19 protein-coding genes and 1 tRNA gene are annotated in these 23,946 nt (G+C 35.5%); 12 read left to right on the top strand and 8 right to left on the bottom strand.

Annotated features, from left to right (window positions below):
• The first annotated feature begins 64 nt into the window (after positions 1–64).
• On the top strand, positions 65–2,941 hold the full coding sequence (gene gcvP / locus GTH25_RS12610) for an aminomethyl-transferring glycine dehydrogenase (RefSeq protein ID WP_164530611.1): 2,877 nt from the start codon (positions 65–67) through the stop codon (positions 2,939–2,941).
• 89 nt (positions 2,942–3,030) lie between these two features.
• On the opposite strand, the gene GTH25_RS12605 is transcribed toward gcvP, so the two are convergent.
• Complete coding sequence (locus GTH25_RS12605; protein WP_164530610.1) at positions 3,031–3,633, bottom strand: HD domain-containing protein; 603 nt, start codon at positions 3,631–3,633, stop codon at positions 3,031–3,033.
• Positions 3,634–3,663: 30 nt separating this feature from the next.
• Positions 3,664–4,650: a tRNA-modifying protein YgfZ gene (gene ygfZ, locus GTH25_RS12600; protein ID WP_099659328.1), complete on the bottom strand. Its 987-nt coding sequence runs from the start codon at positions 4,648–4,650 to the stop codon at positions 3,664–3,666.
• A 264-nt stretch (positions 4,651–4,914) separates the two neighbouring features.
• Between ygfZ and sdhE the strand changes: the two genes are divergently transcribed.
• Both sdhE and GTH25_RS12590 read left to right on the top strand, forming a co-directional pair.
• The gene (gene sdhE, locus GTH25_RS12595; protein WP_075670946.1) at positions 4,915–5,190 is read left to right on the top strand and encodes an FAD assembly factor SdhE; all 276 of its coding nucleotides are present in this window, start codon (positions 4,915–4,917) and stop codon (positions 5,188–5,190) included.
• 479 nt (positions 5,191–5,669) lie between these two features.
• Positions 5,670–6,077 (top strand): protein YgfX, encoded by a 408-nt coding sequence (locus GTH25_RS12590; protein WP_159242097.1) that lies wholly within the window; start codon positions 5,670–5,672, stop codon positions 6,075–6,077.
• A gap of 16 nt (positions 6,078–6,093) precedes the next feature.
• On the opposite strand, the gene fldB is transcribed toward GTH25_RS12590, so the two are convergent.
• Positions 6,094–6,612 carry a flavodoxin FldB gene (gene fldB / locus GTH25_RS12585; RefSeq protein ID WP_075670948.1) on the bottom strand — a complete coding sequence of 173 codons (519 nt, stop codon included), beginning with the start codon at positions 6,610–6,612 and terminating at the stop codon, positions 6,094–6,096.
• A gap of 108 nt (positions 6,613–6,720) precedes the next feature.
• Between fldB and xerD the strand changes: the two genes are divergently transcribed.
• The 7 genes from xerD to GTH25_RS12550 all read left to right on the top strand — a co-directional run bounded on the left by xerD (position 6,721) and on the right by GTH25_RS12550 (position 15,381).
• A complete protein-coding gene (gene xerD / locus GTH25_RS12580) occupies positions 6,721–7,659 on the top strand; it encodes a site-specific tyrosine recombinase XerD (RefSeq protein ID WP_075670868.1) in 939 nt (312 codons plus the stop codon).
• Between the two features lie 33 nt (positions 7,660–7,692).
• Entirely contained in the window at positions 7,693–8,400 is a 708-nt protein-coding gene (dsbC, locus tag GTH25_RS12575; RefSeq protein ID WP_075670870.1) for a bifunctional protein-disulfide isomerase/oxidoreductase DsbC, read from the top strand.
• Between the two features lie 9 nt (positions 8,401–8,409).
• Positions 8,410–10,143: a single-stranded-DNA-specific exonuclease RecJ gene (gene recJ / locus GTH25_RS12570; protein WP_164530609.1), complete on the top strand. Its 1,734-nt coding sequence runs from the start codon at positions 8,410–8,412 to the stop codon at positions 10,141–10,143.
• A gap of 171 nt (positions 10,144–10,314) precedes the next feature.
• Positions 10,315–11,413 (top strand): peptide chain release factor 2 gene (prfB, locus tag GTH25_RS12565; protein WP_099659329.1). Its coding sequence is split into 2 segments (ribosomal slippage): positions 10,315–10,389 and positions 10,391–11,413, totalling 1,098 coding nucleotides; the frame shifts between segments, so codons are not numbered across the junction.
• 8 nt (positions 11,414–11,421) lie between these two features.
• Positions 11,422–12,936, top strand: coding sequence for a lysine--tRNA ligase (gene lysS, locus GTH25_RS12560; RefSeq protein WP_099659330.1), 1,515 nt, complete (start codon positions 11,422–11,424; stop codon positions 12,934–12,936).
• A gap of 191 nt (positions 12,937–13,127) precedes the next feature.
• Positions 13,128–13,201, top strand: a tRNA-Gly gene (locus tag GTH25_RS12555).
• Between the two features lie 629 nt (positions 13,202–13,830).
• Positions 13,831–15,381, top strand: coding sequence for a methyl-accepting chemotaxis protein (locus GTH25_RS12550; protein ID WP_099659334.1), 1,551 nt, complete (start codon positions 13,831–13,833; stop codon positions 15,379–15,381).
• A gap of 397 nt (positions 15,382–15,778) precedes the next feature.
• Here the strand turns inward: GTH25_RS12550 and GTH25_RS12545 are convergent, their stop codons facing one another.
• The 3 genes from GTH25_RS12545 to GTH25_RS12535 form a co-directional block, all read right to left on the bottom strand.
• Positions 15,779–15,982, bottom strand: a complete 204-nt coding sequence (locus GTH25_RS12545) for a hypothetical protein (protein WP_075670878.1) — start codon at positions 15,980–15,982, stop codon at positions 15,779–15,781.
• Positions 15,983–16,290: 308 nt separating this feature from the next.
• Complete coding sequence (locus GTH25_RS12540; RefSeq protein WP_075670880.1) at positions 16,291–16,500, bottom strand: sigma-S stabilization anti-adapter protein IraP; 210 nt, start codon at positions 16,498–16,500, stop codon at positions 16,291–16,293.
• 455 nt (positions 16,501–16,955) lie between these two features.
• Complete coding sequence (locus GTH25_RS12535) at positions 16,956–17,504, bottom strand: NADPH-dependent FMN reductase (protein WP_075670882.1); 549 nt, start codon at positions 17,502–17,504, stop codon at positions 16,956–16,958.
• 437 nt (positions 17,505–17,941) lie between these two features.
• Here GTH25_RS12535 and GTH25_RS12530 point away from each other — a divergent pair, with 437 nt between their 5' ends.
• The gene (locus GTH25_RS12530) at positions 17,942–18,433 is read left to right on the top strand and encodes a YuaE family lipoprotein (RefSeq protein ID WP_223672376.1); all 492 of its coding nucleotides are present in this window, start codon (positions 17,942–17,944) and stop codon (positions 18,431–18,433) included.
• A 5-nt stretch (positions 18,434–18,438) separates the two neighbouring features.
• Entirely contained in the window at positions 18,439–21,138 is a 2,700-nt protein-coding gene (locus GTH25_RS12525) for a sugar transporter (RefSeq protein WP_164530608.1), read from the top strand.
• A 59-nt stretch (positions 21,139–21,197) separates the two neighbouring features.
• On the opposite strand, the gene GTH25_RS12520 is transcribed toward GTH25_RS12525, so the two are convergent.
• Positions 21,198–22,073: a T3SS regulon anti-activator ExsD domain-containing protein gene (locus GTH25_RS12520; RefSeq protein ID WP_223673490.1), complete on the bottom strand. Its 876-nt coding sequence runs from the start codon at positions 22,071–22,073 to the stop codon at positions 21,198–21,200.
• 84 nt (positions 22,074–22,157) lie between these two features.
• Complete coding sequence (locus tag GTH25_RS12515) at positions 22,158–22,994, bottom strand: helix-turn-helix transcriptional regulator (protein WP_075670890.1); 837 nt, start codon at positions 22,992–22,994, stop codon at positions 22,158–22,160.
• Positions 22,995–23,946 lie beyond the last annotated feature (952 nt).

The raw sequence follows: 23,946 nt of genomic DNA, 5'->3' as shown, positions 1-23,946 counted from the left end.
AACGCGCTTTAAGCCGTGTGCTATTTACCTATCCATTCATAGTGAATTCAGGAAATTACTTGCAATGACACAGACTTTAAATCAGTTAGAGTATCGCGATGAATTTATTCGTCGCCATATTGGTTCATCACCAGAACAGATTAAAGAGATGCTCAGTGCTGTTGGCGTCTCCTCATTAAATGAATTAACTCAAAAAATTGTTCCAGATAATATTCAATTAGAGACACCACCGAATGTGGGTGCAGGAGCAACAGAGCAAGAAGCCTTGGCTGAACTAAAAGCGATCGCTAGCCAAAATAAACGTTTTACTTCTTACATTGGAATGGGTTACGCACCTTCTGTATTACCCCCTGTGATTTTGCGTAATTTATTAGAAAATCCGGGTTGGTATACCGCTTATACACCGTATCAGCCAGAAGTTTCTCAAGGTCGTCTAGAATCACTACTGAATTTCCAACAGGTTACAATTGATTACACAGGAATGGATCTCGCCTCTGCATCGTTGCTAGATGAAGCAACAGCAGCTGCAGAAGCAATGGCAATGGCAAAACGTGTAAGCAAATTAAAAAATGCGGATCGTTTCTTTGTTGCTGATGATGTTCACCCTCAAACTTTAGATGTTGTCAGAACTCGTGCTGATACCTTTGGTTTTGAAGTGATTGTTGATAAGGCTGAAAAAGTATTAGAGCTTGAAGGCGTCTTTGGCGTGCTATTACAACAAGTCGGCACAACGGGCGAAGTTCATGATCACAGTAAGTTATTAGCAGCACTAAAAGAACGCAAAATTATTACCAGTGTTGCCGCTGATTTAATGGCGCTGGTGGTACTCACCGCACCGGGTCATCAAGGTGCTGATATCGTATTAGGCTCAGCGCAACGTTTTGGTGTTCCAATGGGCTATGGTGGACCACATGCGGCATTCTTTGCTTGTCGTGATGAATATAAACGTGCGATGCCGGGACGTATTATTGGTGTTTCTCGTGATGCTGCGGGTAATCGTGCATTACGTATGGCGATGCAAACGCGTGAGCAACATATTCGCCGTGAAAAAGCGAACTCCAATATTTGTACATCCCAAGTCTTACTTGCCAATATTGCGGCGATGTATGCTGTTTATCATGGGCCTGAAGGATTAAAAACCATCGCTCAACGTATTCATCGTTTAACGGATATTTTAGCCGCAGGTTTACAACAAAACGGTATGGTATTACGTCATAAAACTTGGTTTGATACCTTAACGATTGATACCGCAGATAAAGCGGCTGTATTACAACGTGCTAAAGATGCTGAAATTAACTTACGTACTGATATTGTGGGAGCCGTGGGTGTAACGCTAAGCGAAATTACAACACGTGAAGATGTATTAAAGCTTGTTGAAATTATCAGTGGTAAAGTATTTGCGGGTGATATTGATGCACTTGATAAACAAGTGGCTTCTGCATCAGCGTCAATTCCTGCTTCTATGCAACGTAAAGACACTGTGCTGACGCATGAAAACTTTCATCATTACCACAGTGAAACAGAAATGATGCGTTATATGCATCGTTTAGAAAATAAAGACTTAGCATTGAATCAAGCGATGATCCCATTAGGTTCATGTACGATGAAACTTAATGCTGCCGCTGAAATGATCCCAATCACATGGCCTGAATTTACCGAGCTACATCCATTCTGCCCTGCTTATCAAGCGAAGGGCTATCAAGTGATGATTGGACAACTCTCCAGTTGGCTTGCTGCATTAACGGGTTATGATGCGATGTGTATGCAACCAAACTCGGGTGCTCAAGGTGAATATGCCGGTTTATTAGCTATTCGTCGTTATCACCAAAGTCGTGGAGAAGGTGAGAGACATATCTGTTTGATCCCAAGTTCAGCACACGGTACTAACCCAGCATCTGCCCATATGGCAGGAATGACAGTGGTTGTTGTCGGCTGTGATGATAACGGTAATATCGATATTGCGGACTTAAAAGCCAAAGCAGAAAAACATCAAGCTGAACTCTCTTGTGTAATGGTGACATACCCATCAACACATGGTGTTTATGAAGAAGGTATTCGTGAAGTTTGTGAAATCATTCATCAATATGGCGGACAAGTTTATCTTGATGGCGCCAATATGAATGCGCAAGTGGGGATCACTACACCGGGCTTTATTGGCTCTGATGTTTCTCACTTAAACTTACATAAAACCTTCTGTATTCCTCATGGCGGTGGTGGTCCAGGTATGGGGCCTATTGGTGTGAAATCACACTTAGCACCGTTTGTACCGGGACATTCTGTTGTTGAAATGGAGAATGTTACTACACAAGGTGCGGTTTCTGCAGCTCAATTTGGTAGCGCTTCAATACTACCAATTAGTTGGATGTATATTCGTATGATGGGCGCACAAGGGCTTAAACAAGCCAGCCAAGTGGCTATCTTAAATGCGAACTATATCGCACAACGTCTGAAAAATGACTATGACATTCTTTATGCTGGCGCTGATGGTTATGTAGCACATGAATGTATTATCGATATTCGTCCATTAAAAGCGAACTACGGTATCAGTGAAATGGATGTGGCTAAACGTCTAATTGACTATGGATTCCACGCTCCAACCATGTCATTTCCTGTTGCGGGTACATTAATGATTGAGCCAACAGAATCCGAAAGTAAAGTTGAAATTGATCGCTTTATTGAGGCTCTGCTTTCTATTCGTGCTGAAATTGTACTGGTAGATAAAGGCGTATGGCCAATCGACGATAACCCATTAGTTAATGCACCTCATACACAATATGAATTAGTGCAAGAGTGGTCACATAGTTATAGCCGTGAATGTGCGGTGTTCCCAAGTGAAGCAACGAAACAAAACAAATATTGGCCTGCGGTTAAACGTCTTGATGATGTGTATGGCGACCGCCATTTACATTGTTCATGCGCACCAATTAGTGATTATGAATAAGCTTTAATCTAGCAATATTCCTAAATAAAATACCGATGATTAAGTTAGCCATCGGTATTTTTTATTTAATAAATTTAACAATGAATATATTACTTCAGCCAGCCTTTCTTCTGCGCCTCTAATAATTGAGGGTAGAGATATTGCCAAAATTCCGGCCACTGTTTTTCAATAAACAGATTACGCGCTAATACTTGCTCTAAGCGGATATTATTTTCAACCCAACTTTGACCTTCATTATGCAAATTCATCAGCATCGGCATCGCGCGATCAAGAATATTGGCAAACTGAGATTCAGGTGTTTCAGCTGCATCATATTCCAACCATAAATTGAGGAAATATTCGCTTTGTGGAGAAGGTAATAAAGAGAAAATACGTTTTGCAGCTTTTTGTTCGTGCTCTTTAATTGCTTCACGAGCGGCAACGTCATAAACCATCACATCGCCAGCATCTATTTCAACGATATCGTGAACAAGAGCTAATTGAATAGCACGCCCCATATCAATATCGCCCGCATAGGGCTGAAAACTCATTGCTGCAACGGCAAAGTGCCAGCTATGTTCTGCGGTATTTTCAGAACGACTATTGTCTAATACATTATTTTTACGATAAACACGTTTTAGTTTATCTAACTCCATAATAAAGTTAATCGTATCAGAGAAGGGGCCAAATGCCCCTTTAGGTAATTGTGTCATAAAAATCCGTATTGGTATGATTAATAAAAATTACTCTTCTTCTAAAGAATAAGGCAGTGGTTTAATGACTAGACGGCTGATGTTATCGCCTTGAACTCTAAATACACTATCGAGCTCCATATCGTTATTCATAACAACTTCAGCCAAAATAGTATTATCAGCCATACGTACAGCACTTAATACTGTTCCTGTTTTACGCCATTTATCTTCGCCTAATTGCCATTCAATGCTACCGCCAATCTCAGGTAATTCAGTACCACCACCTGATAATAGGTACATTGCACGTTTATTGGCACCTCTGAATTTTGCGCGAGATACCATTTCTTGTCCGGTATAACAGCCTTTTTTAAAGCAGATGCTCAGCGGTAATGCTTGCAGATTTGTTGCTTGAGGTAAGAATTGCTCAATATTGGGAGTATCAATAATAGGATATCCAGCCTCGATATCTAAGGCTAACCATTGCTCGCTATTACTGGTTTCTGCTTTTAATGTTACCGCAAGATTTTTTGCGGTTTCTTCATCTGTTACGATTAAAAAACGTTCAGTAGGTAAAGGTAGCTGAAGAATATAAGTATTATGGTGATTAACAACTTCATTTGCTTTACGAGGGATATTTGGAAAGTAATTGGCCAATGCAAGAGCAGCACCTTGTCCGGCTAATCCTAATAAAACGCTATTTGTATTTTCAGTTAAAGTTACTTTTGAAAATACGGCATATTTTTTTAATTCAGCAAGTTGTTTTTGCGCGACATTTTTACGCAGAATATAAGCAAAACCTTCTTGCTGGTGGAATAAGCGAAGCGTACTCCACATTTTACCTTTTGCTTCACAGTGTGCAGACAATGTATGTGTCGTTGTTGGGAGGGCTGCAATATCCGTAGTTAATTGACCTTGTAGATATTTTTCACTGTCAGCACCTGTTGCTGTTATCAGTGACCATTCATCTAAAGAAACCAGTGTTAATGGCAAATTGATTGCTGCATGAGGGCGTTTAGCCTGAGTAGAATTTTGAGTCATGATGTCACCAGCTATTAAATTAATCAGATACATCAGTTATGGTAAAAGAGTGACAAGACAATGCAAGTCATTATTATTTTTAACGCACAGAAAATGAACCTGATAAATAACAAATGAAAGCGTGTTCAATAGGTTGTCTATGAGACTAAACCTGCAAACTGTGATCATTTTGATGTTAAAAATTTTGCGATAAGACTATCATCAGGGCTAGGAAGAAATAGTGGTATTTCTTGATTTGAACAATGTAAAGAGCAGAGTATGACTATCGATATAGAGAATAAAGCACGAATTAACTGGGCATGTCGTCGCGGAATGCGTGAACTGGATATTTCTATCATGCCTTTTTTCGAGAATGAGTACGATACGCTATCTGATAACGATAAAGCGCTTTTTGTTCGTTTACTAGAGTGTGCAGATCCTGATTTATTTAACTGGTTAATGAATCATGGACGGCCTGATGATGATGCGCTCTATTATATGGTGAAATTAATCCAAGAGCGTAATAAAGCGAGAATGGCGGAGATCGTTGATAAATATTAATAAAATAGATTATCAAATCAGCGATAGATTAAATAGCAATTAAGATTGATTAAAAATGACGCTTTTATTTTCTCATCAAATAAAGGCGTTTTTATTTTTATATAAAAAATTAATAATACTAATAACACTCTAAAATTTACTGAAATAACAAATGTAGTTACGTTAAGTTTGCGTGCTATCTCTAAAAATTATGGCTTAAATCGCCTTTTTTCAATATTTTTCGTTTTATACTGAATAAATCAGGTATGCTAAATTTATTAAAACAACGATTAAAAAAGAATATTAATTACGTATTTATTATTAAGTTATATTTTTTGAACACATATTAAATAGAAAGGGTAGCCATAAATATTTGAGCTAAAATGTAAGATAAATTATTTGCAAGGTTAAGAAAGAAGTTACATTATAAATAGGTTGGTCTTTATTATCTTTAACTTATTTATATCCGTATAGAATTACAGCAGGAGTTAATATAACTCGTGATTTTATGGAAATCGCACCTCACAGTATCATGGTTCACTCAACTCTTCTCAACGGTTACTTATGTTGCCTTTGTGATAGGCTTACTGTTATATCCGTGGCCTCCTGATTTTATTTATGTTTGGGTGCCACTGTTACTTTTCCTGATCGGCAGTTGGTATTTCACACAAAAGAATATTAGTCGTATCAAAGGGGATTTTGTTTTACTGAATGGTAATCGAATTCAATGGAAACAGCATGAATGGCAAATAACAAAACATCCTTGGATTAGTCGTTTTGGTACTCGAATAACGTTGACTTCTATTCTAAATAAAAAGCAAATCACGTTATGGGTCGCTTTTGATAGTATGACTGAAAATGAGTGGCGTAACTTCTCTCAGTTATTAATGCAATATCCAGATATTTAATACCTGGATATTAAATTTATAAGTTTTCTTCTATTTCACGTAGAATTTGCATACACCATTGTGATAAACGTTCATCAGTTTCTTCAAACTGGTTAACGTCATCTAATGCAAGACCAACAAAATGTTTACCATCATCCGATAAAGGTTTTGGGCTGACAAATTCATACCCATCAACAGGCCAGAATCCAATAAATTTAACACCACTTGGTAATAAATGATGGTAGAGCATACCCAGCGCATCCAGAAACCATTCGCTGTAATCAACTTGATCACCCATCCCATACATTGCAATAAGCTTATTTTTTAAATTTAATGTCGGCAATGTATCCCAAATATTGAGCCAATCTTCTTGGATCTCACCAAAATCCCAAGTTGGAATACCTAAAATAAGGATGTCATATTGTTCCATAAGCGAGATATCACACTCTTGAACATTATGAAGATCAACAAACTCTTCACCGAGAATATCACGAATTTTTTCTGCTGCCATTTCGGTGTAACAGGTGCTAGAACCGTAAAATAGACCAATTTTCATAAAGGTTTTTAGGATATTTTTGCCAATAAAGGTCACTATTGTACCAGAAAAAATTTTTTATAAGGCATAATGTAAAGGCTATGAGCTAAAGAGAGGGAGAGCAAGACCGTGTCACAAACCAAATTATCGACAAAAAAGACAACTCATATCAATGAAGATACTGATATTATCATTGAACAATTTCTCGACAACATTTGGTTAGAGCAAGGCTTATCTGCTAATACACTTAGCTCTTATCGTTTAGATTTACAAGCACTAGGACAATGGCTTGCACACCACCAATTAGATTGGTTATCAGCCACTACTTTGGATTTGCAATCTTTTCTCGCGACACGTTTAGATGAAGGCTATAAAGCCAGCAGCGCCGCTCGATTGCTTAGTACAATGCGCCGATTATTCCAATACTTATATCGTGAGAAATTACGTTTAGACGATCCTAGCGCATTACTTTCAACTCCTAAGCTTCCCAAGCGCTTACCAAAAGATTTAAGTGAGCGACAAGTTGATGATTTACTCAATGCACCTTGTATTGATGAGCCACTTGAATTGCGCGATAAAGCAATGCTTGAAGTTCTTTATGCGTGTGGGCTTCGTGTTTCTGAACTTGTGGGATTATCCCTTTCTGATATCAGCTTACGACAAGGTGTGCTACGTGTTATTGGTAAAGGTGATAAAGAACGTTTAGTTCCTTTAGGTGAAGAAGCTATTTACTGGCTAGAGCAATATTTGCAATATGGAAGACCCACTTTAATGCAAGGGAAAACGGACGATATTGTTTTTCCTAGCTTAAGAGGGCAAAAAATGACACGACAAACGTTCTGGCATCGGATAAAACATTATGCCGTGATAGCAGGGATCGATACTGAAAAACTATCACCCCATGTGTTGCGTCATGCATTTGCGACACATCTCTTAAATCATGGGGCAGACTTGCGTGTTGTACAGATGTTATTGGGGCACAGTGACCTCTCTACAACACAGATTTATACCCATGTTGCAACAGAGCGCTTGAAGGCGCTTCATCAGCAACATCACCCAAGGGGATAGCCGCTAAATAGCTGGTGTTAAATAGGAATTCAAATGAAAAAGAAATTATTCTGGTTGCCAATCTTATTAAGTATGGTGTCAATGCCAGTGCTTGCTGACAATGCTTCTATTGAAGCGCAATTAGCTAAAATGCAGATTAAAGCAGAGAGTATTCAACCAACCCCGATTGTTGGATTAAATGCAGTGTTATCAGATAAAGGCATTTTTTATATTACAGATGATGGTAAATATCTGACTGCAGGGCCTATTTATAATATTAGTAGTGGTGAGCCAGTTAGTATTGCTAATCAAGTTATTATGAAAAAAATAGATTCACTTAAGAATGAAATGATTGTTTATAAAGCGCGTAATGAGCGTCATATGATCACCATTTTTACTGATATCAGTTGCCCTTATTGCCAAAAACTTCACCAAGAAGTACCTGAACTGAATAAACAAGGTGTAACAGTGCGTTATTTGGCATTTCCTCGTAACGGTGTTGGCAATAATATTGTGAGTAAAGAAATGAATGCCGTGTGGTGTAGTGGTTTTCCTAATAAATCATTAGACAGTGCATTTAAAGGTGACAAAATTATCCCCATTGATGAATGTGCAAAAATCAATATCAATGAACACTTTAAATTAGGCACCATGATGGGTATTCAAGGCACTCCCGCTATTGTATTACCTAATGCCAGTATTTATGGTGGATATATTTCTGCTCAAAACCTTGTTGAATTATTAGATAAAAAAGAGAAGTAATTACGTTTTATGGTCACTATTGAACCGACACTGCGTCGTCGAATTGCACAGGCAACTCAATTACCGAATAACTTAGATCCCTTATTACGACAAATTTATGCTAATCGTGGAATAACATCTGAAGTTCAACTAGAACGATCGTTAAAAGGCTTACTTCATTATCAAACATTAACAGGAATAGAAACGGCAATTTCATTACTGATTGAGGCGTTACAGAAACAATCTCGTATTGTTATTGTTGGCGATTTTGATGCTGATGGCGCAACAAGTACCGCACTTGCGATTAAAGCATTACGACAAATGGGATTTAAGCAAGTTAGCTATCATATTCCTAATCGTTTTGATGATGGCTATGGTTTAAGCACTCAAGTTGTTCATGACGTTGCTAAAAAGGGGGTTGATCTCATTATCACTGTTGATAATGGAATTTCCTCTTTTGAAGGTGTGGATACAGCTCATGAATATGGTATTCGTGTCCTCGTTACTGATCACCATCTACCCGGACAAACCTTACCCGCTGCGGATGCGATTATTAATCCTAACCTGACAGATTGTTCTTTTTTATCTAAATCATTAGCTGGTGTTGGCGTTACTTTTTATTTAATGACGGCATTAAGAGCTGAGTTAGAAAAGCAAGGTTGGTTTGAGCAACAAAACTTAGCTCGCCCCAATATGGCGGATTTTCTTGATTTAGTTGCATTAGGCACAGTGGCAGACGTTGTTCCTCTTGATGAAAATAACCGTATTTTTGTTTATGAAGGATTACGCCGAATTAGGGCTGGACGTTGTTGTGTAGGAATAAAAGCGCTAACGGAAGTCTCTCGAAAAGAACTCGCTCAACTAGTCAGTAGCGATTTGGGTTTCTCTTTAGGGCCTCGCTTAAACGCAGCCGGACGTCTTGATGATATGTCTGTGGGAGTTGCTTTACTTTTAACCGACAATATTGGTTCTGCGCGTGAAATTGCTAATGAACTTGATGGATTAAATCAAACTCGGCGTGAAATTGAAGCGGGTATGCAAGAAGAAGCTTCAATCATTTTCCGTCAATTTATGGGAACACAACATGATTTACCAAATGGTTTAGCGATCTATCACCCTGAGTGGCACCAAGGCGTTGTGGGTATTTTAGCTTCTCGTATTAAAGAAAAATTGCATCGCCCTGTTATTGCTTTTGCACCTAGCGGTGATGGTCTGTTGAAAGGCTCTGGTCGTTCAATAAGTGGTGTACATCTTCGAGATGCATTAGAACGATTAAATACGTTAAATCCGGGATTGATGGTGAAATTCGGTGGGCATGCAATGGCGGCTGGGCTTTCACTTGAAGAAGATAAATTCCCACTGTTTCAGCGTCATTTTTCGTCTTTGATGGCAGAGTTGGTTTCCGATGAACAGTTACAAGGCGTAATTTTATCGGATGGCGAACTAACCGATAATCAACTTTCATTGCCTATCGCCGAAATGCTCAGAGAAGCAGGGCCTTGGGGACAGGCTTTTCCTGAACCTCTATTTGACGGTAAATTTACGTTGTTACAACAACGTATTGTAGGTAGTAAGCATTTAAAAATGATGCTTCAGCCAGTGAATAGTCATTTAATGATTGATGCGATTGCATTCAATGTTGATATCAATATGTGGCCGGATAACAGCATTAAAACGGTAGAGTTAGCCTATCGACTAGATGTCAATGAGTTTAGAGGACAACGTAATGCACAACTGCTTGTTGAGCACATTTGGCCTTGTTAACACGAATAAGTAAGTAATTTATCGTGATATAAAGGGTAACGTTGTTATGGTAATAACTATCTGGTAGACAATTGTATATAAATGCTATAAACCCGCTGATATATCCGTTACAATATGCGGTTCAAAATTTATTCCAATTGTTTTTTGAAAACAACATAAAGACGAAAAAGTATGTTTGAAATCAACCCCGTAAAACACCAAATAGAAGAAGTCTCTGAAAGAACAAATGTTCTCAGGGGGTATCTTTGACTATGATGCCAAGAAAGAGCGTTTAGAAGAAGTTAACGCTGAATTAGAACAACCTGATGTATGGAATGAGCCAGAAAGGGCACAAGCATTGGGCAAAGAGCGTTCATCTCTTGAGGCTATCGTAGAAACAATCGATCAGTTAGATCAAGGATTAGAAGATGTTTCTGGTTTACTTGATTTAGCGGTTGAAGCTGATGATGAAGAAACATTTAACGAAGCTATTGCTGAATTAGATGGTTTAAATAAAAAGCTTGAGCAATTAGAATTCCGTCGCATGTTCTCTGGTGAATATGACAGTGCGGATTGCTACCTTGATTTACAAGCAGGCTCTGGTGGTACAGAAGCGCAAGATTGGGCAAGTATGCTGATGCGTATGTACTTACGTTGGGCTGAATCAAGAGGCTTTAAAACAGAAATTATTGAAGAATCTGACGGTGATGTTGCAGGATTAAAATCAGCGACTATCAAAATTATTGGTGAGTACGCTTATGGTTGGTTACGTACAGAAACAGGTGTTCATCGCTTAGTTCGTAAAAGTCCATTTGACTCAGGTGGCCGTCGCCATACTTCATTTAGCTCTGCCTTTATTTACCCTGAAGTTGATGACAATATTGATATTGAAATCAACCCAGCTGATTTACGTATTGACGTTTATCGTGCTTCAGGTGCGGGTGGACAGCACGTTAACAAAACAGAATCTGCTGTGCGTATTACCCACGTTCCAACAGGTCTTGTCACTCAATGCCAAAACGATCGCTCTCAGCATAAGAACAAAGATCAGGCAATGAAGCAGATGAAAGCGAAATTATACGAGCTGGAAATGCAGAAGAAAAATGCAGACAAGCAAGTAATGGAAGATAACAAGTCCGATATTGGCTGGGGTAGTCAAATTCGTTCTTATGTTCTTGATGATTCACGTATTAAAGATTTACGTACTGGTGTGGAAACACGTAATACGCAAGCAGTATTAGACGGTGATCTTGATAAATTTATTGAAGCTAGCTTAAAAGCGGGCCTGTGAGGAAAAACATGTCGCAACAGCAACAAGGTGCGGAGCAGGCACCTGATTTAAATAACGAACTGCAAACACGCCGCGAAAAATTATCCGCTTTACGCGATAATGGTAACGCATTCCCAAATGATTTCCGCAGAGACGCTCTGTCTGACGAATTACATCAAAAGTATGATGCAATGAGTGCAGAAGAGTTAGAAGCAGCGAATGTGGAAGTTTCTATTGCAGGTCGTATGATGACTCGCCGTATTATGGGCAAGGCATCTTTCGCTACATTGCAAGACATGGGTGGCCGTATTCAGCTTTATGTTTCTCGTGATGATTTACCAGAAGGTATTTATAACGAGCAATTTAAAAAATGGGATCTGGGCGATATCTTAGGTGCTCGCGGTCGTGTTTTCAAAACGAAAACAGGTGAATTAAGTGTTCACTGTACAGAAGTGCGTTTATTAACTAAAGCACTGCGTCCGTTACCAGATAAATTCCACGGTTTAGCTGACCAAGAAATGCGTTATCGTCAGCGTTATCTAGATCTGATTTCTAACGAAGAATCGCGCAAAACTTTCCAAATTCGTTCACAAGTTATGGCGGGTATCCGTCAATTTATGGTGAATAAAGGCTTTATGGAAGTTGAAACGCCGATGATGCAAACTATCCCTGGTGGAGCAAGTGCGCGTCCGTTTATTACTCACCATAATGCGTTAGATATCGATATGTATCTGCGTATTGCGCCTGAGTTATATTTAAAACGTTTAGTTGTCGGTGGTTTTGATCGCGTATTCGAAATCAACCGTAACTTCCGTAACGAAGGTGTATCACCACGTCACAACCCTGAGTTCACCATGATGGAACTCTATATGGCGTATGCAGATTATCGTGACCTGATTGAATTAACTGAGGAGTTATTCCGTACATTAACTGAAAATGTACTGGGTTCTTCGTTAGTGAAATATGGTGATCAAGAGTTTGATTTTGGTAAACCATTTGCCAAATTAACCATGAAAGAAGCTATCTGCAAATATCGTCCAGAAACTGCAATGGCTGATCTTGATGATATGGATAAAGCGGTTGCTATTGCTCAGTCTATCGGTATTAAGATTGAGAAAAGCTGGGGCTTAGGTCGTGTTCAATGTGAAATTTTTGAAGAAGTTGCTGAAAGCCACTTAATTCAACCAACGTTCATCATTGAATACCCAGCTGAAGTTTCTCCACTGGCTCGTCGTAACGATGATAATCCATTTATCACTGATCGCTTTGAATTCTTTATTGGTGGTCGTGAAATTGGTAATGGCTTCTCAGAACTTAATGATGCTCAAGACCAAGCAGAGCGTTTTGAAGATCAAGTTCGCCAAAAAGAAGCGGGTGATGCAGAAGCGATGTTCTTTGACCATGACTACATTACGGCATTAGAACACGGTTTACCTCCAACAGCTGGTTTAGGTATTGGTATTGACCGTATGGTGATGTTATTTACTGACAGCCATACCATTCGTGATGTTATTTTATTCCCGGCAATGCGCCCTAATAAATAATTGTTATTTTAAATAAATCCTTAATTTAACAATAGCATTAACGAAGAACAATATAGTTATAAGGCCACCGAAAGGTGGCTTTTTTGTTTTTAAAAACAGTGAGTTGTCTTTTTTGCGATGATTAAGTAATCATTTGAATAAGAAGGGGATTGTCGTTCAATTAGGGAAGCGTATAATCAAGAAAATAAATTGCGGGCGTAGTTCAATGGTAGAACGAGAGCTTCCCAAGCTCTATACGAGGGTTCGATTCCCTTCGCCCGCTCCAACTTATCTTTCCTCAATATCATCTCAATACTCTCTGTTCAAATTCTATTTTCATTTGTTTTATCAAACCAATAAACCAAATGTTCAGATACTTATAGAAAACCAAGTTTATTTGAGAGCTCTATATCAGATCAAACATATTCTTATAACCCCCAATATCCGATTAAACCTGAAAAAGCACGATCTTTCGAAGTCGGTTATTTATATGCCAATTCCAGGATGTACTGTCAGATTTGGCATAGAAACCACTTTCTAAATATTAAATACGAACACCTCAAGTCACGTATAGCTTGAGGTGATTTTTTATTACATGATTAAATTAAGAATATTCTAAAGTTTATTTCTTTCCCAAATTATCTTTTTATTTCTTTAGCACTTCTTATTTGTTGTTTAAGTCACTAAATTTATAGTTAATTGATTTTATGGTTTTTTTTGTTTTTTATATCAAATTATAAAAAATGATATATAAGTAACATTTTTACTTCCCTTAACTAACTCTTTTTATGTATAGAAAATAAAAAAACAATTTATAAAAAAAATTAGTAAAAAATTAAAATAAATTGAAAAAGTGTCGATAAGAGTACATTACGCCCTATTGGGCTTACTTTATCTTGTTAGTTGAGAAATTCGATGCAGAAACTTCGTAACATTACTATTCGTCTGATGATGATAATCATACTGGGGACTTTATGTGTGTTATTTGGCAGTGTCAGTCTTTATAGCGCATGGTCACTATCACAAATATCTGAAGGCAATCAGGCTGATAATCAAATAATAAAGCAAATGGCCGCACTCAGTCAGGGAAATGACCAATACTTTCGTTTTACTTCGCGGCTTAATCGTTTGGTAGAACAAAAAGCAAAGGGTAAAGAAGTTGACTTTACACAAGCACAAATCGCAATGGAGAACATGGAAAAACAGATTGAATATATGAAATCTGTTTCTCCGGGGCCGATGGATGCAAAAGTGTCAAAAGAGCTAATGGATGTATGGCAAACGCTTTTTGAGCAAGGAGTAAAAAAGCAAATGGAGTTAGCGCTCAATGGCACTATTGAGCAATATGAACACCATGCAAAAAATGTAACACCTACGTTGAGCCGTGAATTGGGTAATGTGAGTGAAAACTTTAATAATGTCGCAAATATAAAAATTGATAGAACCATTGCAGAAGTAGATGAGCTTATTGAAGTAACACAAATCGTTATTATCATTAGCGCTATTTTAGGGGGAATTATTCTGATCCTCACTGATCGTTATTTAGTGTCAATGTTACAAAAACCACTTGAAAGTATTCGCCAACATTTTGTGAAAATTACAGAAGGTGATTTGAGTCAGCCACTCGAGCCTTTTGGTAATAATTGTGCTGGGCGATTAATACCATTATTGAATGGAATGCAAAATAGTTTACATGAAGCAGTGAGCACTATCCGTCAGGGAAGTGACAGTATTTATCGAGGTGCATCTGAAATTGCCAAAGGGAATAACGATTTGGCTTCTCGTACAGAAGAGCAAGCGACGGCACTAGAGCAAACAGCCGCAAGCATGGAAGAAATCACAGCTGCCGTTAATCAGAATATGGAACATGCTTATCAGGCGAGAGAATTGGCTGAAGTTGCATCAGTGACTGTTGAAAAAGGCAATGAACTAGCTGAATCTGTTGTAACAACAATGGATGAGATTTCTGATAGTTCAAATAAAATTGCAGATATCATCAACGTTATTAATAATATTGCATTTCAAACAAATATACTTGCTTTAAATGCATCAGTAGAAGCGGCAAGGGCAGGAACTCATGGTCGAGGATTTATGGTCGTCGCCAATGAAGTGCGTAATTTAGCAGGAGATAGTGCCAAAGCCGCTAAAGAGATTGAAGTGCTTATTGCTGACTCCTCTATGCGAGTAAGAAAAGGTGCAAGCTTAGTCAGTGATATGGAAAAAACGATGGAAGATATTTTGACGGGAGTTAAACAGGTAACGTCAATAATGAAAGAAATCACTATTGCATCTGAAGAGCAAAGTAAAGGTATTGGTCAAGTGAGTGTGGCTATTACTCAAATGGATGGCGTAACACAACAGAATGCCTCTTTAGTTGAACAAGTTTCAGCAGCAGCCATTTCATTAGAAAGACAAACCGAAGAATTACAGCAATCGGTACAAAAATTCAATCTAGCTCATCGTTGATATAGAAAAAATTTATAAAGTATGTGTCTAATGTGGTAAGTTTTTACTCGTTAGGCGCAAAAATATTATAAATATAAAGGCTACATTCTTATTATTCTTGCTTTTATTTAACAGTATCAATGAGCTTAACTTGCTCATTGATTGAGTATTTAAGTCGTCATGTTTTATTATTTTTATCATGTGAAACAGAAAATTATTATCAAAATTAAACGATCTATAAATAACAATATTATTTTATTATACTCAATCAATTAAAAAGTACTTTCCATTTTAATTTTCATAATCAATCAGTGATTATGTTAAAGCTTGAAGTGATTTGATTTTTTAAAGATGCAGATATAAATCCTCTTTAATATAAATAATAAAGAGAGGATGATGAAGAATAGTGTCTCAATGTTTAGAGCATTTTTTTTATATATTGTTCTGTCTTGTTTATAACATCTTGGTATTGAGGATGATCGATATAAGCATCATTGACGGTCTTATTTATATCTTGGATCACTATTTCTTTTTGTTTATCGGTCAACGTCAATAATAAGGCTTTCAAAACTACTTTTACTGCTGCAATTTCATACTCTATATTGACAACTTTTTTTTCCATAAGATCCTCAAAGGAACGACAATTTATTGCTGTGTGATAAATTATTTTTCATATTAATTAATTGTTTACTTAAATCCAAGAAAAAATTAAATTGATAAAAGAACATACGATTTTATCGTATTTTTCATTAAAACAGTAAATGTGAGGATATTTTAGATGTGGAAAATAGACATTCAGAAAATTTAACTTAGTATTGTATTAATGAAAGAAAAATAACGGTATAACTATATAAAATAATCAATAGGATGCTATTAGCACCCTATAAAATTAGGGGGTAAACTTTATAGCAATAGCAAATATTGTTTTCATTAGGCTTGAGTAAGTTTCTTCACGTATTGCTCAGTTAAGTTAATAACTTCATTGAGTTGAGGGTATTTGTTTGATGTATCCTCAAGCACTATAGATATATTGCCCAACATATCCCTTCGTTGTCTATCATTTAACGTAGAAAGTAAAGATTTGATAACAATTTTTAGAGCCGCAATTTCGCATTCAATTTCTTTTAAATTTTTATCCATGATTTACCTGCCAGTATTTAATGGATGAGTAATATAGGTAATTTTTTTGTTTATCACAATTATAGAAGCATATTATTTAGAGATGTATCGCACATTATGACTAATGTTTTAGCCTAATATAAATTATTAAAAATAATTATCAAATTGTAAATTTTATATGTGGTAGTAAGTTGAAGCCTTATTGATATTCTCTGACCTTGGGGCTAATAAGATAAATGATTAAAATTGATCTCGGATCTGGTTCTATTTAAATTCCTTTATTTTTGATTATATAATAAAAAATTCTTAATGGTGATAATAAAAAACATGTCTTTTAATGATAATCTATTTTTGTTTCATGATGTTTAATAGCGAAGTGAACAAGAATATTATAACCAAATAAATTATATTAACTTTTATGATAAAAAAGAAAAAGAGCTTATGTTTTTACATGAAGCTCTTTTTAGCTTATTTGATTATTGATTATTTTGCTTCACAAAAGCCACGTAGGCATCAATCCAGTTTTGCATAAAAGTTGCCGTTTTCTCTGAAAACTGTCCGTTTTCAACCATGCCATCATACCATTTTAGATAACATTCTGGTTGATTTAGGGTCGGCATATTCAAGAAGGCTAACGAATTACGTAAATGTTGTTGAGCTATTGCTGTACTAATATTACCCGTTGAAACCCCAATAATACCTGCTGGAATTTTATCCCAAGCATTCGTTCCATAAGGGCGAGAAGCTTGGTCAATAGCATTTTTAAGTGCCCCAGGTATTGAACGGTTATATTCAGGGGTGATAAAGATGATGCCTTGGCATGCTTTTATTTGTTGTTTGAAATCGACAACAGAAGAGGGGGTATGACTGTCATCGTCTTGGTTATAGAGAGGGAGAGCACTAATATCGATAAACTGACAGGTAAATTCTTGAGGAAATAACTTAATTAAGGCATGTGCAGTTTGTTTATTAAACGAATCTTTTCTTAAACTACCGACAACGATACCAATTTTAAAATGACTCATCTTAGTTCTCCTATTTTGAAGGATAAAATGAATACCAAAGCCTATATTAGATATTCATTTTTTGATTTTATCTTGGTATTAAAAAACAGCAACAAAATATAAGAGTGTTTTTTACACGTAAATTACGTAAATAAATGATAAAATTGGTATTATTATTTTTATTATTATCTGGTATTATTTCATCAATATAAAAAACGATCAGTTTATATGACAACATTTTACTAAATAAATCCGATATTCAAGATTTGATGCGTTTAGTGTGATGAAAGTAGTATTTTAAGAAAAAATAAATGAAATGATAGGAACACTCATTGCAACTAAGAGTGTTAGCCTATTTATTTAGTATGCAGTAGGTAATAGAAAATTATAATAAAATGGCTTAAAATGCGACAACTCATATACTCTTATTTAAGTCTGATCGGAATTAAGGAAAAATGATGTCCTTATTACAAAATAAAAAGAATGTCCTCGCTGTATTTATGGCAACCAGCGTTCTCGCCCTATCTGGGTGTGCGTGGACTGATCACTCTCGTCCAATTGAAACGCCAGCGCCAGTACAAACCACACAGCCTGTAGCAACTACTCAACCAGCGGCTGTTGCACAACCGCTTTCTATGGCACCAGCTGCAGAGCCTGCTGATAGTGGCGTAGATACAAGAAAATTGGGACTGGCACCGCAAAGTGCTTGTATCAAACAACTTGATTCTTTAAAAACTTTTTCTCCATCTGATTATCAATCCATGATGAGCTCATTTAAAGAAATTAGCGAAATCAATGCGATGTACCGTAGTGTTCAAGGTACAGCAAGTAAAGATAGTTTAGATTTATTAAAAATGAGTATTGAATCAAAAACAGAAGTTTTATGTGCAAAAGTTCGCTATTTGTCGATTATGTCAGTTAATTCGACATTAAAAAAATTAGGTGAATAATTACTATGAAATTAAAGCAGAGTGTTTGTCTCGCTTTTATGCTGTTTCCAACACTGTCGTTTGCCAATAATGAGTTTAATTCTGTTATTGAAGATTTTGACCGTTATTTTGAAACACAAAAGCCAATTAAAATTGAGCCTAAAACATCTGCTACAATTTCATCGTCAACGAGAACCGGTCAGGCTAATCGTGGAGTAAACCGCACCACAGCGACTCAACAAACAAAACCAGAGCAACGAGTTAAACCTTCTACGCCAGCTAAAACAGATAATCAGGTAGTTGAACCTGTTAAGACTCCTGATATCACGCTGGCAGAAAATTGCCCTGTGTTACCTGCTGATTATTCAAAATTAAAGAGTGACTACACTCGTTATTTAACTCCATTGCTTTCTTTTATTCCGATTAAACCGCAATTTACACCAGAGGATCTTAATCGTTATAGCTACAGAAATAATGCAACGGTTTATAACCCATTAGCTCTGTATTCAAAAGAGAGTTATGCAAGGCCTCAACGTAATGACAATTTCTTGTTAGATGTTATTCCAGGAACATTTTATTCTGTTACGGCCATTCCTTTCCACTTTGCATATCAGTTCAATCGCTCTGTACTTGATCATAAACAACCTCTTTTTAATAAAGAGCTATTAAATCGTTTAGCAGATACAAGAAGTAAATACCAAACTCTGTATCAAAAATACACAGAGCAGGCAGCTATAACAAAAGAGCATTTAGAAAAACTTCACAATGCAAATAGCCAAATTAAACAACTCGAATTAACGCTGGCTGAAACAGAAGAAAAATTAGCTACGGCGAATACCTTACTTACTGATGACACGTTAAAACAGGCTGTTGCTAAGCTACAGAGTGATTTAGAAACAATAAAAAAAGAACGTGACTTGTTAGTTAAGCAACTAGCCGAAAAAGAGAATGTATTACAGGCAACAACAGTAAAAAATACAGAGTTAGCAAAACAGCAACAAGATTTTGAGCAACAAGCGGGAATACTTAAAACCTTAGAGGCGAAATATACTCAGCTTGAGCAAGAAAAAGAGCAATTACAGTCTCAGTATCAACAGGCTCAGGCTCTATTAAAAGATGATAGTGCTAAAAAAGAGATTGATAAATTACAAAGTTCACTTGAGAGTATAAAAGTAGAGCAAGAGAAGTTAATTAGTCAATTAAATGAAAAACAGACACTACTTGCGAAAATTGAACAAGAAAAAGAAGTTATACAGGCTCAGTATATCGAATCTCAGCAGTTACTAAGTGGTAACAGTAAGCAAAAAGAGCAAGAGTTAGCTAAATTAGAAGCAATCAAAAATAAAGAGATAGCAACATTAGAAAATTCGTTATCAACAATAACGACTGAGCAAGAAAAATTAACTAAACAACTTTTAGATGTACAAAATCAATTAGCAACGATAAAGAAAGAGAAAGAAGATGTGCAGACTCAGTTTGCACAGGCTCAACTATTGCTAAAAGATGACTCTGCGAAAAAAGAGATAGATAAATTACAAAGCACATTATTGAAGATCACATCAGAACGTGAAGATTTATCTAAAGAGCTTGCATTGAAAGTCGCAGAAGCAGAAAAGCAGCAAGATGCAAATAGCAAACTTGTTGAGGAGCAACGCAAAGAAATAGCACAACTAAAAACACAAGTTGAAAAAAGTAATCAGGAACAAACTCAACTTAATAAATCGCTTTTAGCTGTTCAACAGCAAAAAGAGCAAGTAGACGAAAAACTAAAAGCGATCCCAGAATTAAAAGCACAGCTAGATAACAAGGTCACGGAACTCGCTGACTTGAAGAAGAGTTTATCTGCGGGTGAAAAAGCCGTTGAAAATTTAATTACTGATAAAAATAATCTGATAGCTAAATTGGAGAAAGCACAAAGTGAGCTATCGAATAAATATCAAACATTAGATGCACAATTTAAAGAGAATAATATTGCATTAGCTCAAGTCACCACGAGCAAAACAGAGAGTGAGAAAACTTTAGCATTGTTAGAAAAACAACTCACTGAAAAGCAAAATACAACGGATAAATTGAGTGCTCAATTAGCTGAAGCAAAAGTACAATTAGAAAAACAAAATACAGAGAATGCACAACAAATTAGTACGTTAAAGCAACAACAAACAGAATCTATTGCTAAATTAAATGAGCAAATTAAAGCCAAAGATGCTGAATTAGCGAAAGTTAACACAGACACTAACAATATTTTAAAAGAAAATAAAACGCTAAAAGAGCAGCTTGAGAAAATGGCAGGTGAAGGGCAAATGATTGCAGGGCAACTTGCTTATGCCTATTCAATTATAGGAAAAGATAACGCCCAGCGTAATAAATCTATTTTATCTGAGATCCAAAAACAGAATTACGTACAATATGACGATAATACCTACTTTAAAATATTAAAACAGGGTAAGCCTGTGGCTTCAATTGCAGGTAAAACCGTTGTATTTACAATGCATGAAGAGTTAACTGACGGTACTGTAACTCTTAATTATGATAAAGCTAAGCCACTTATTTTACCTTACCGCCAATTGCCATTACCACTGAATACCTTTATTGCAAAAGCAGGTATCAATGGTAAAGCCAAAATTTATATAAAACCAGGTGGCGGTTATGGGAAGAATGGTGTACCAGGACAAGTGCCACCAGAATCCATGTCCATCGTGACAATTGAGATCTTAGATATTAAATAAAATAATTAATAGGTAACATCAGCTCTTCTCTGAATAAAAAATGAAGAGCTGATATTTTATTATTGCCATAAAAATTCATCGTTTTTTAAACAAAGTTCTCTTTCTAGTAGCCAATTTTTTAATTTCTGGCAGTTTTCAGGATGTTCTGGAATGCTATTTAAAATCTCCCATAATGGTTTTATTAGTTCAGAACTAGGCGTTGTTTTTTGAATGTAATCAAGAGTGTTATTTATTTCAACATTAAAGATAGGTTCACTTTTCCAATTATCGAGGAGTAATTGGATATCTTTCTGTAATAAGTTATTGATAACAATTAGTCTGACTTTATCCGCATTAAGCTTAATATTGATATCATCTAAAGATAAAAAAGGATCACTTTTATTTGATAGTTGCTTTTCTTCAAATGACTTAATATTTTCACACTGTTTAATTTGAAGTTCGAGCTCTCTTTTAGTTTCATAAAGTGTAAAAAGCTGGGGAGTAATGTGTTGAGCCCACCAAATAAAAAGCGGTTTTATTACGGCTTGAATTAAGCGCATATGTTCATTGATATTGACTGTTGCTCTTAATGATTTATCCCAATCTGCTGGTGTTATTGTTGAATGTGGCTGTTCTGCATGAAATGTATGTGCAAAACCAATAACATCACGTACTTCTTCTTTAGATATAACAACAAAACAGTATTTCTTTCGTAAAAACCAAGTGGACTGTAATAAACTGTCTAAGCTTTCACGGCACAAAACACGGGATAGTATTTTTATTTGTTGCTCATTAACATCATATGCAGTAACGATATTTTCATTAGAATGAAAAGAAAACTGTAGATCAAACAAGTTATCTACAGTTTCTTCATTGTTGGGTGCCATTATTTTTTTCAGTAAGGCTAAATAGTCATAATAATGGACTTTGGTGCTATATGTATTTTCTTTTATCACGATATACAACTCACTCATAAGAACAAATTTTAAGTATTCTAACTATGAATGACTTTTAGATATTATGATATTCAGTCGGATTTTTTATAATTTTGATCTGAGATTTCTCGCTTTACTTGGTGTCATATTAAAACGACGATGATAGCTTTGTGTAAAGTAAGACTGACTTGAAAAGCCAGACTCCATTGAAATATCAACAATACTCATTTCAGTGGTCAGCAGCAGTTGGTGTGCATAGATAATGCGTCTTTCACAAATCCATGTTCTTGGTGAAGTACCATAAACATGATTAAAAAGCTCTTTAAACGTAGTTAATCCCATACCAAATTCACGAGCAAATTGTTTAAGCTTCCAGTTTTTTAAATGATTTTTTTCCATAAAAATCTTTAAGCGATCAACTTGACGATGGCTAAGTTGGCGCAATAACGCCATTAAGTCAGAACCTTGCTCAGTTGAAAGTAATAGAATTAAAAGCTCTTCAATACGTAATTGTATGAAGGCTTCAGGGCAAGATTGAACAGTGAGATATTCAAAGCCATTACTACAAAATTGAATAAGAGGTGAATTTTGAAAACAAATAAAGGCACTTGAAAACTCTTCGTCTCTTTCTATTTGGCACAAGATCTCATTGTACTTAGACATGAAATCTCTTAAAAAATCATCAGAGAGTGGGATACAAATAATATCGGTAGGCTCTGCACCTTGTGTTTTTATTGTATAGTTACCTTGTTGTAGAAAAAGAACTTGGTTATCACTCACTGTTACTGTATCAGTGCAATTTTGCAATATGAGTGCATTTTTTCTGATAAGAAAAAGCGCTTTTTGTTCATTTTCTAGTATTTGGTATTGTGGATAAAAATAAGATTTTTTCTGAATAGCACAATCATATTGATTGTTTTTTTCATATTGTATTGTATTCATGTTTCGCCCAAAATTATTATATAATTATCACTGTATTTTTATAAAAATAAATAGAAGAATATTTATAAAAATACTTCTTTATTATTGAGTGCTATTAAAAATAAAAAAGAGATTATTTTCTTCAATTTGATGTGGTTTTTTTTTAGATATTAGGCATTGCATTTTGTTTTGCTGATTTAAGATAAGTCATTTTGTTAATTTAAAGACATTCCTTATAAATTGCAAAAAGAAATTAAATACGAATAAATTCTTTTTCAAGGTGATAGCTAATAGTACATGTTAGAATGTAATCAATAATTTACATTTTATGTTTTTTATAAAAAAGAGATTGTATAACAATGAGTTATTGTTAACTATCTCTCTTTACAGTGTAAAAAAATAATAAGTACATTTTTAATGTTAATTTTATTATAAAAAGTTATTGTGTAATAAATATGAAAATTTATTGTTATAAAAAAATTAAAAAAAGAGTGTGAAATATAAATAAAAAGAAGATTAAAATTGAATGAAAAAATTGATTTCCGTGGTGATATTAACGTTTGTTACCATAACGGTATTTTTCTTTTATATGAAGTAGGCACTAAATTATAAAATAAAAAATAAAATGTAAAAAAAAAATCACTATTTACTTTTTGTTTTAATTTTATTTTTATTGGTATTGTGATGATGTTATCGTATTTTTTTATCAAGATTTAGATTAAATGATATTTTGAATGATAAATTTATTTGAATGATTTTTTATGAAAATATGGAATAGAATGTAAAGTGTTAATTTTTAATGAAAAATATTTATCTAAATAGACTGGTAATCATCACGATTTATTCACATCGAACGTAAATTATTAAAATAGTGATTTTATCATTTAATTTAATTAAATCTTATTTTGGTCAAGGAACAAATCAAAAAACTAAAAGGTAATAATAGCCTTATTGCTGGCATTATGCTTGTCAT

Source organism: Proteus terrae subsp. cibarius, from assembly GCF_011045835.1.
Taxonomy (GTDB): Bacteria; Pseudomonadota; Gammaproteobacteria; order Enterobacterales; family Enterobacteriaceae; genus Proteus; species Proteus cibarius.
Note: the sequence above shows the minus strand (reverse complement) of the source record. Positions and strands in the feature narration are given on the sequence as shown.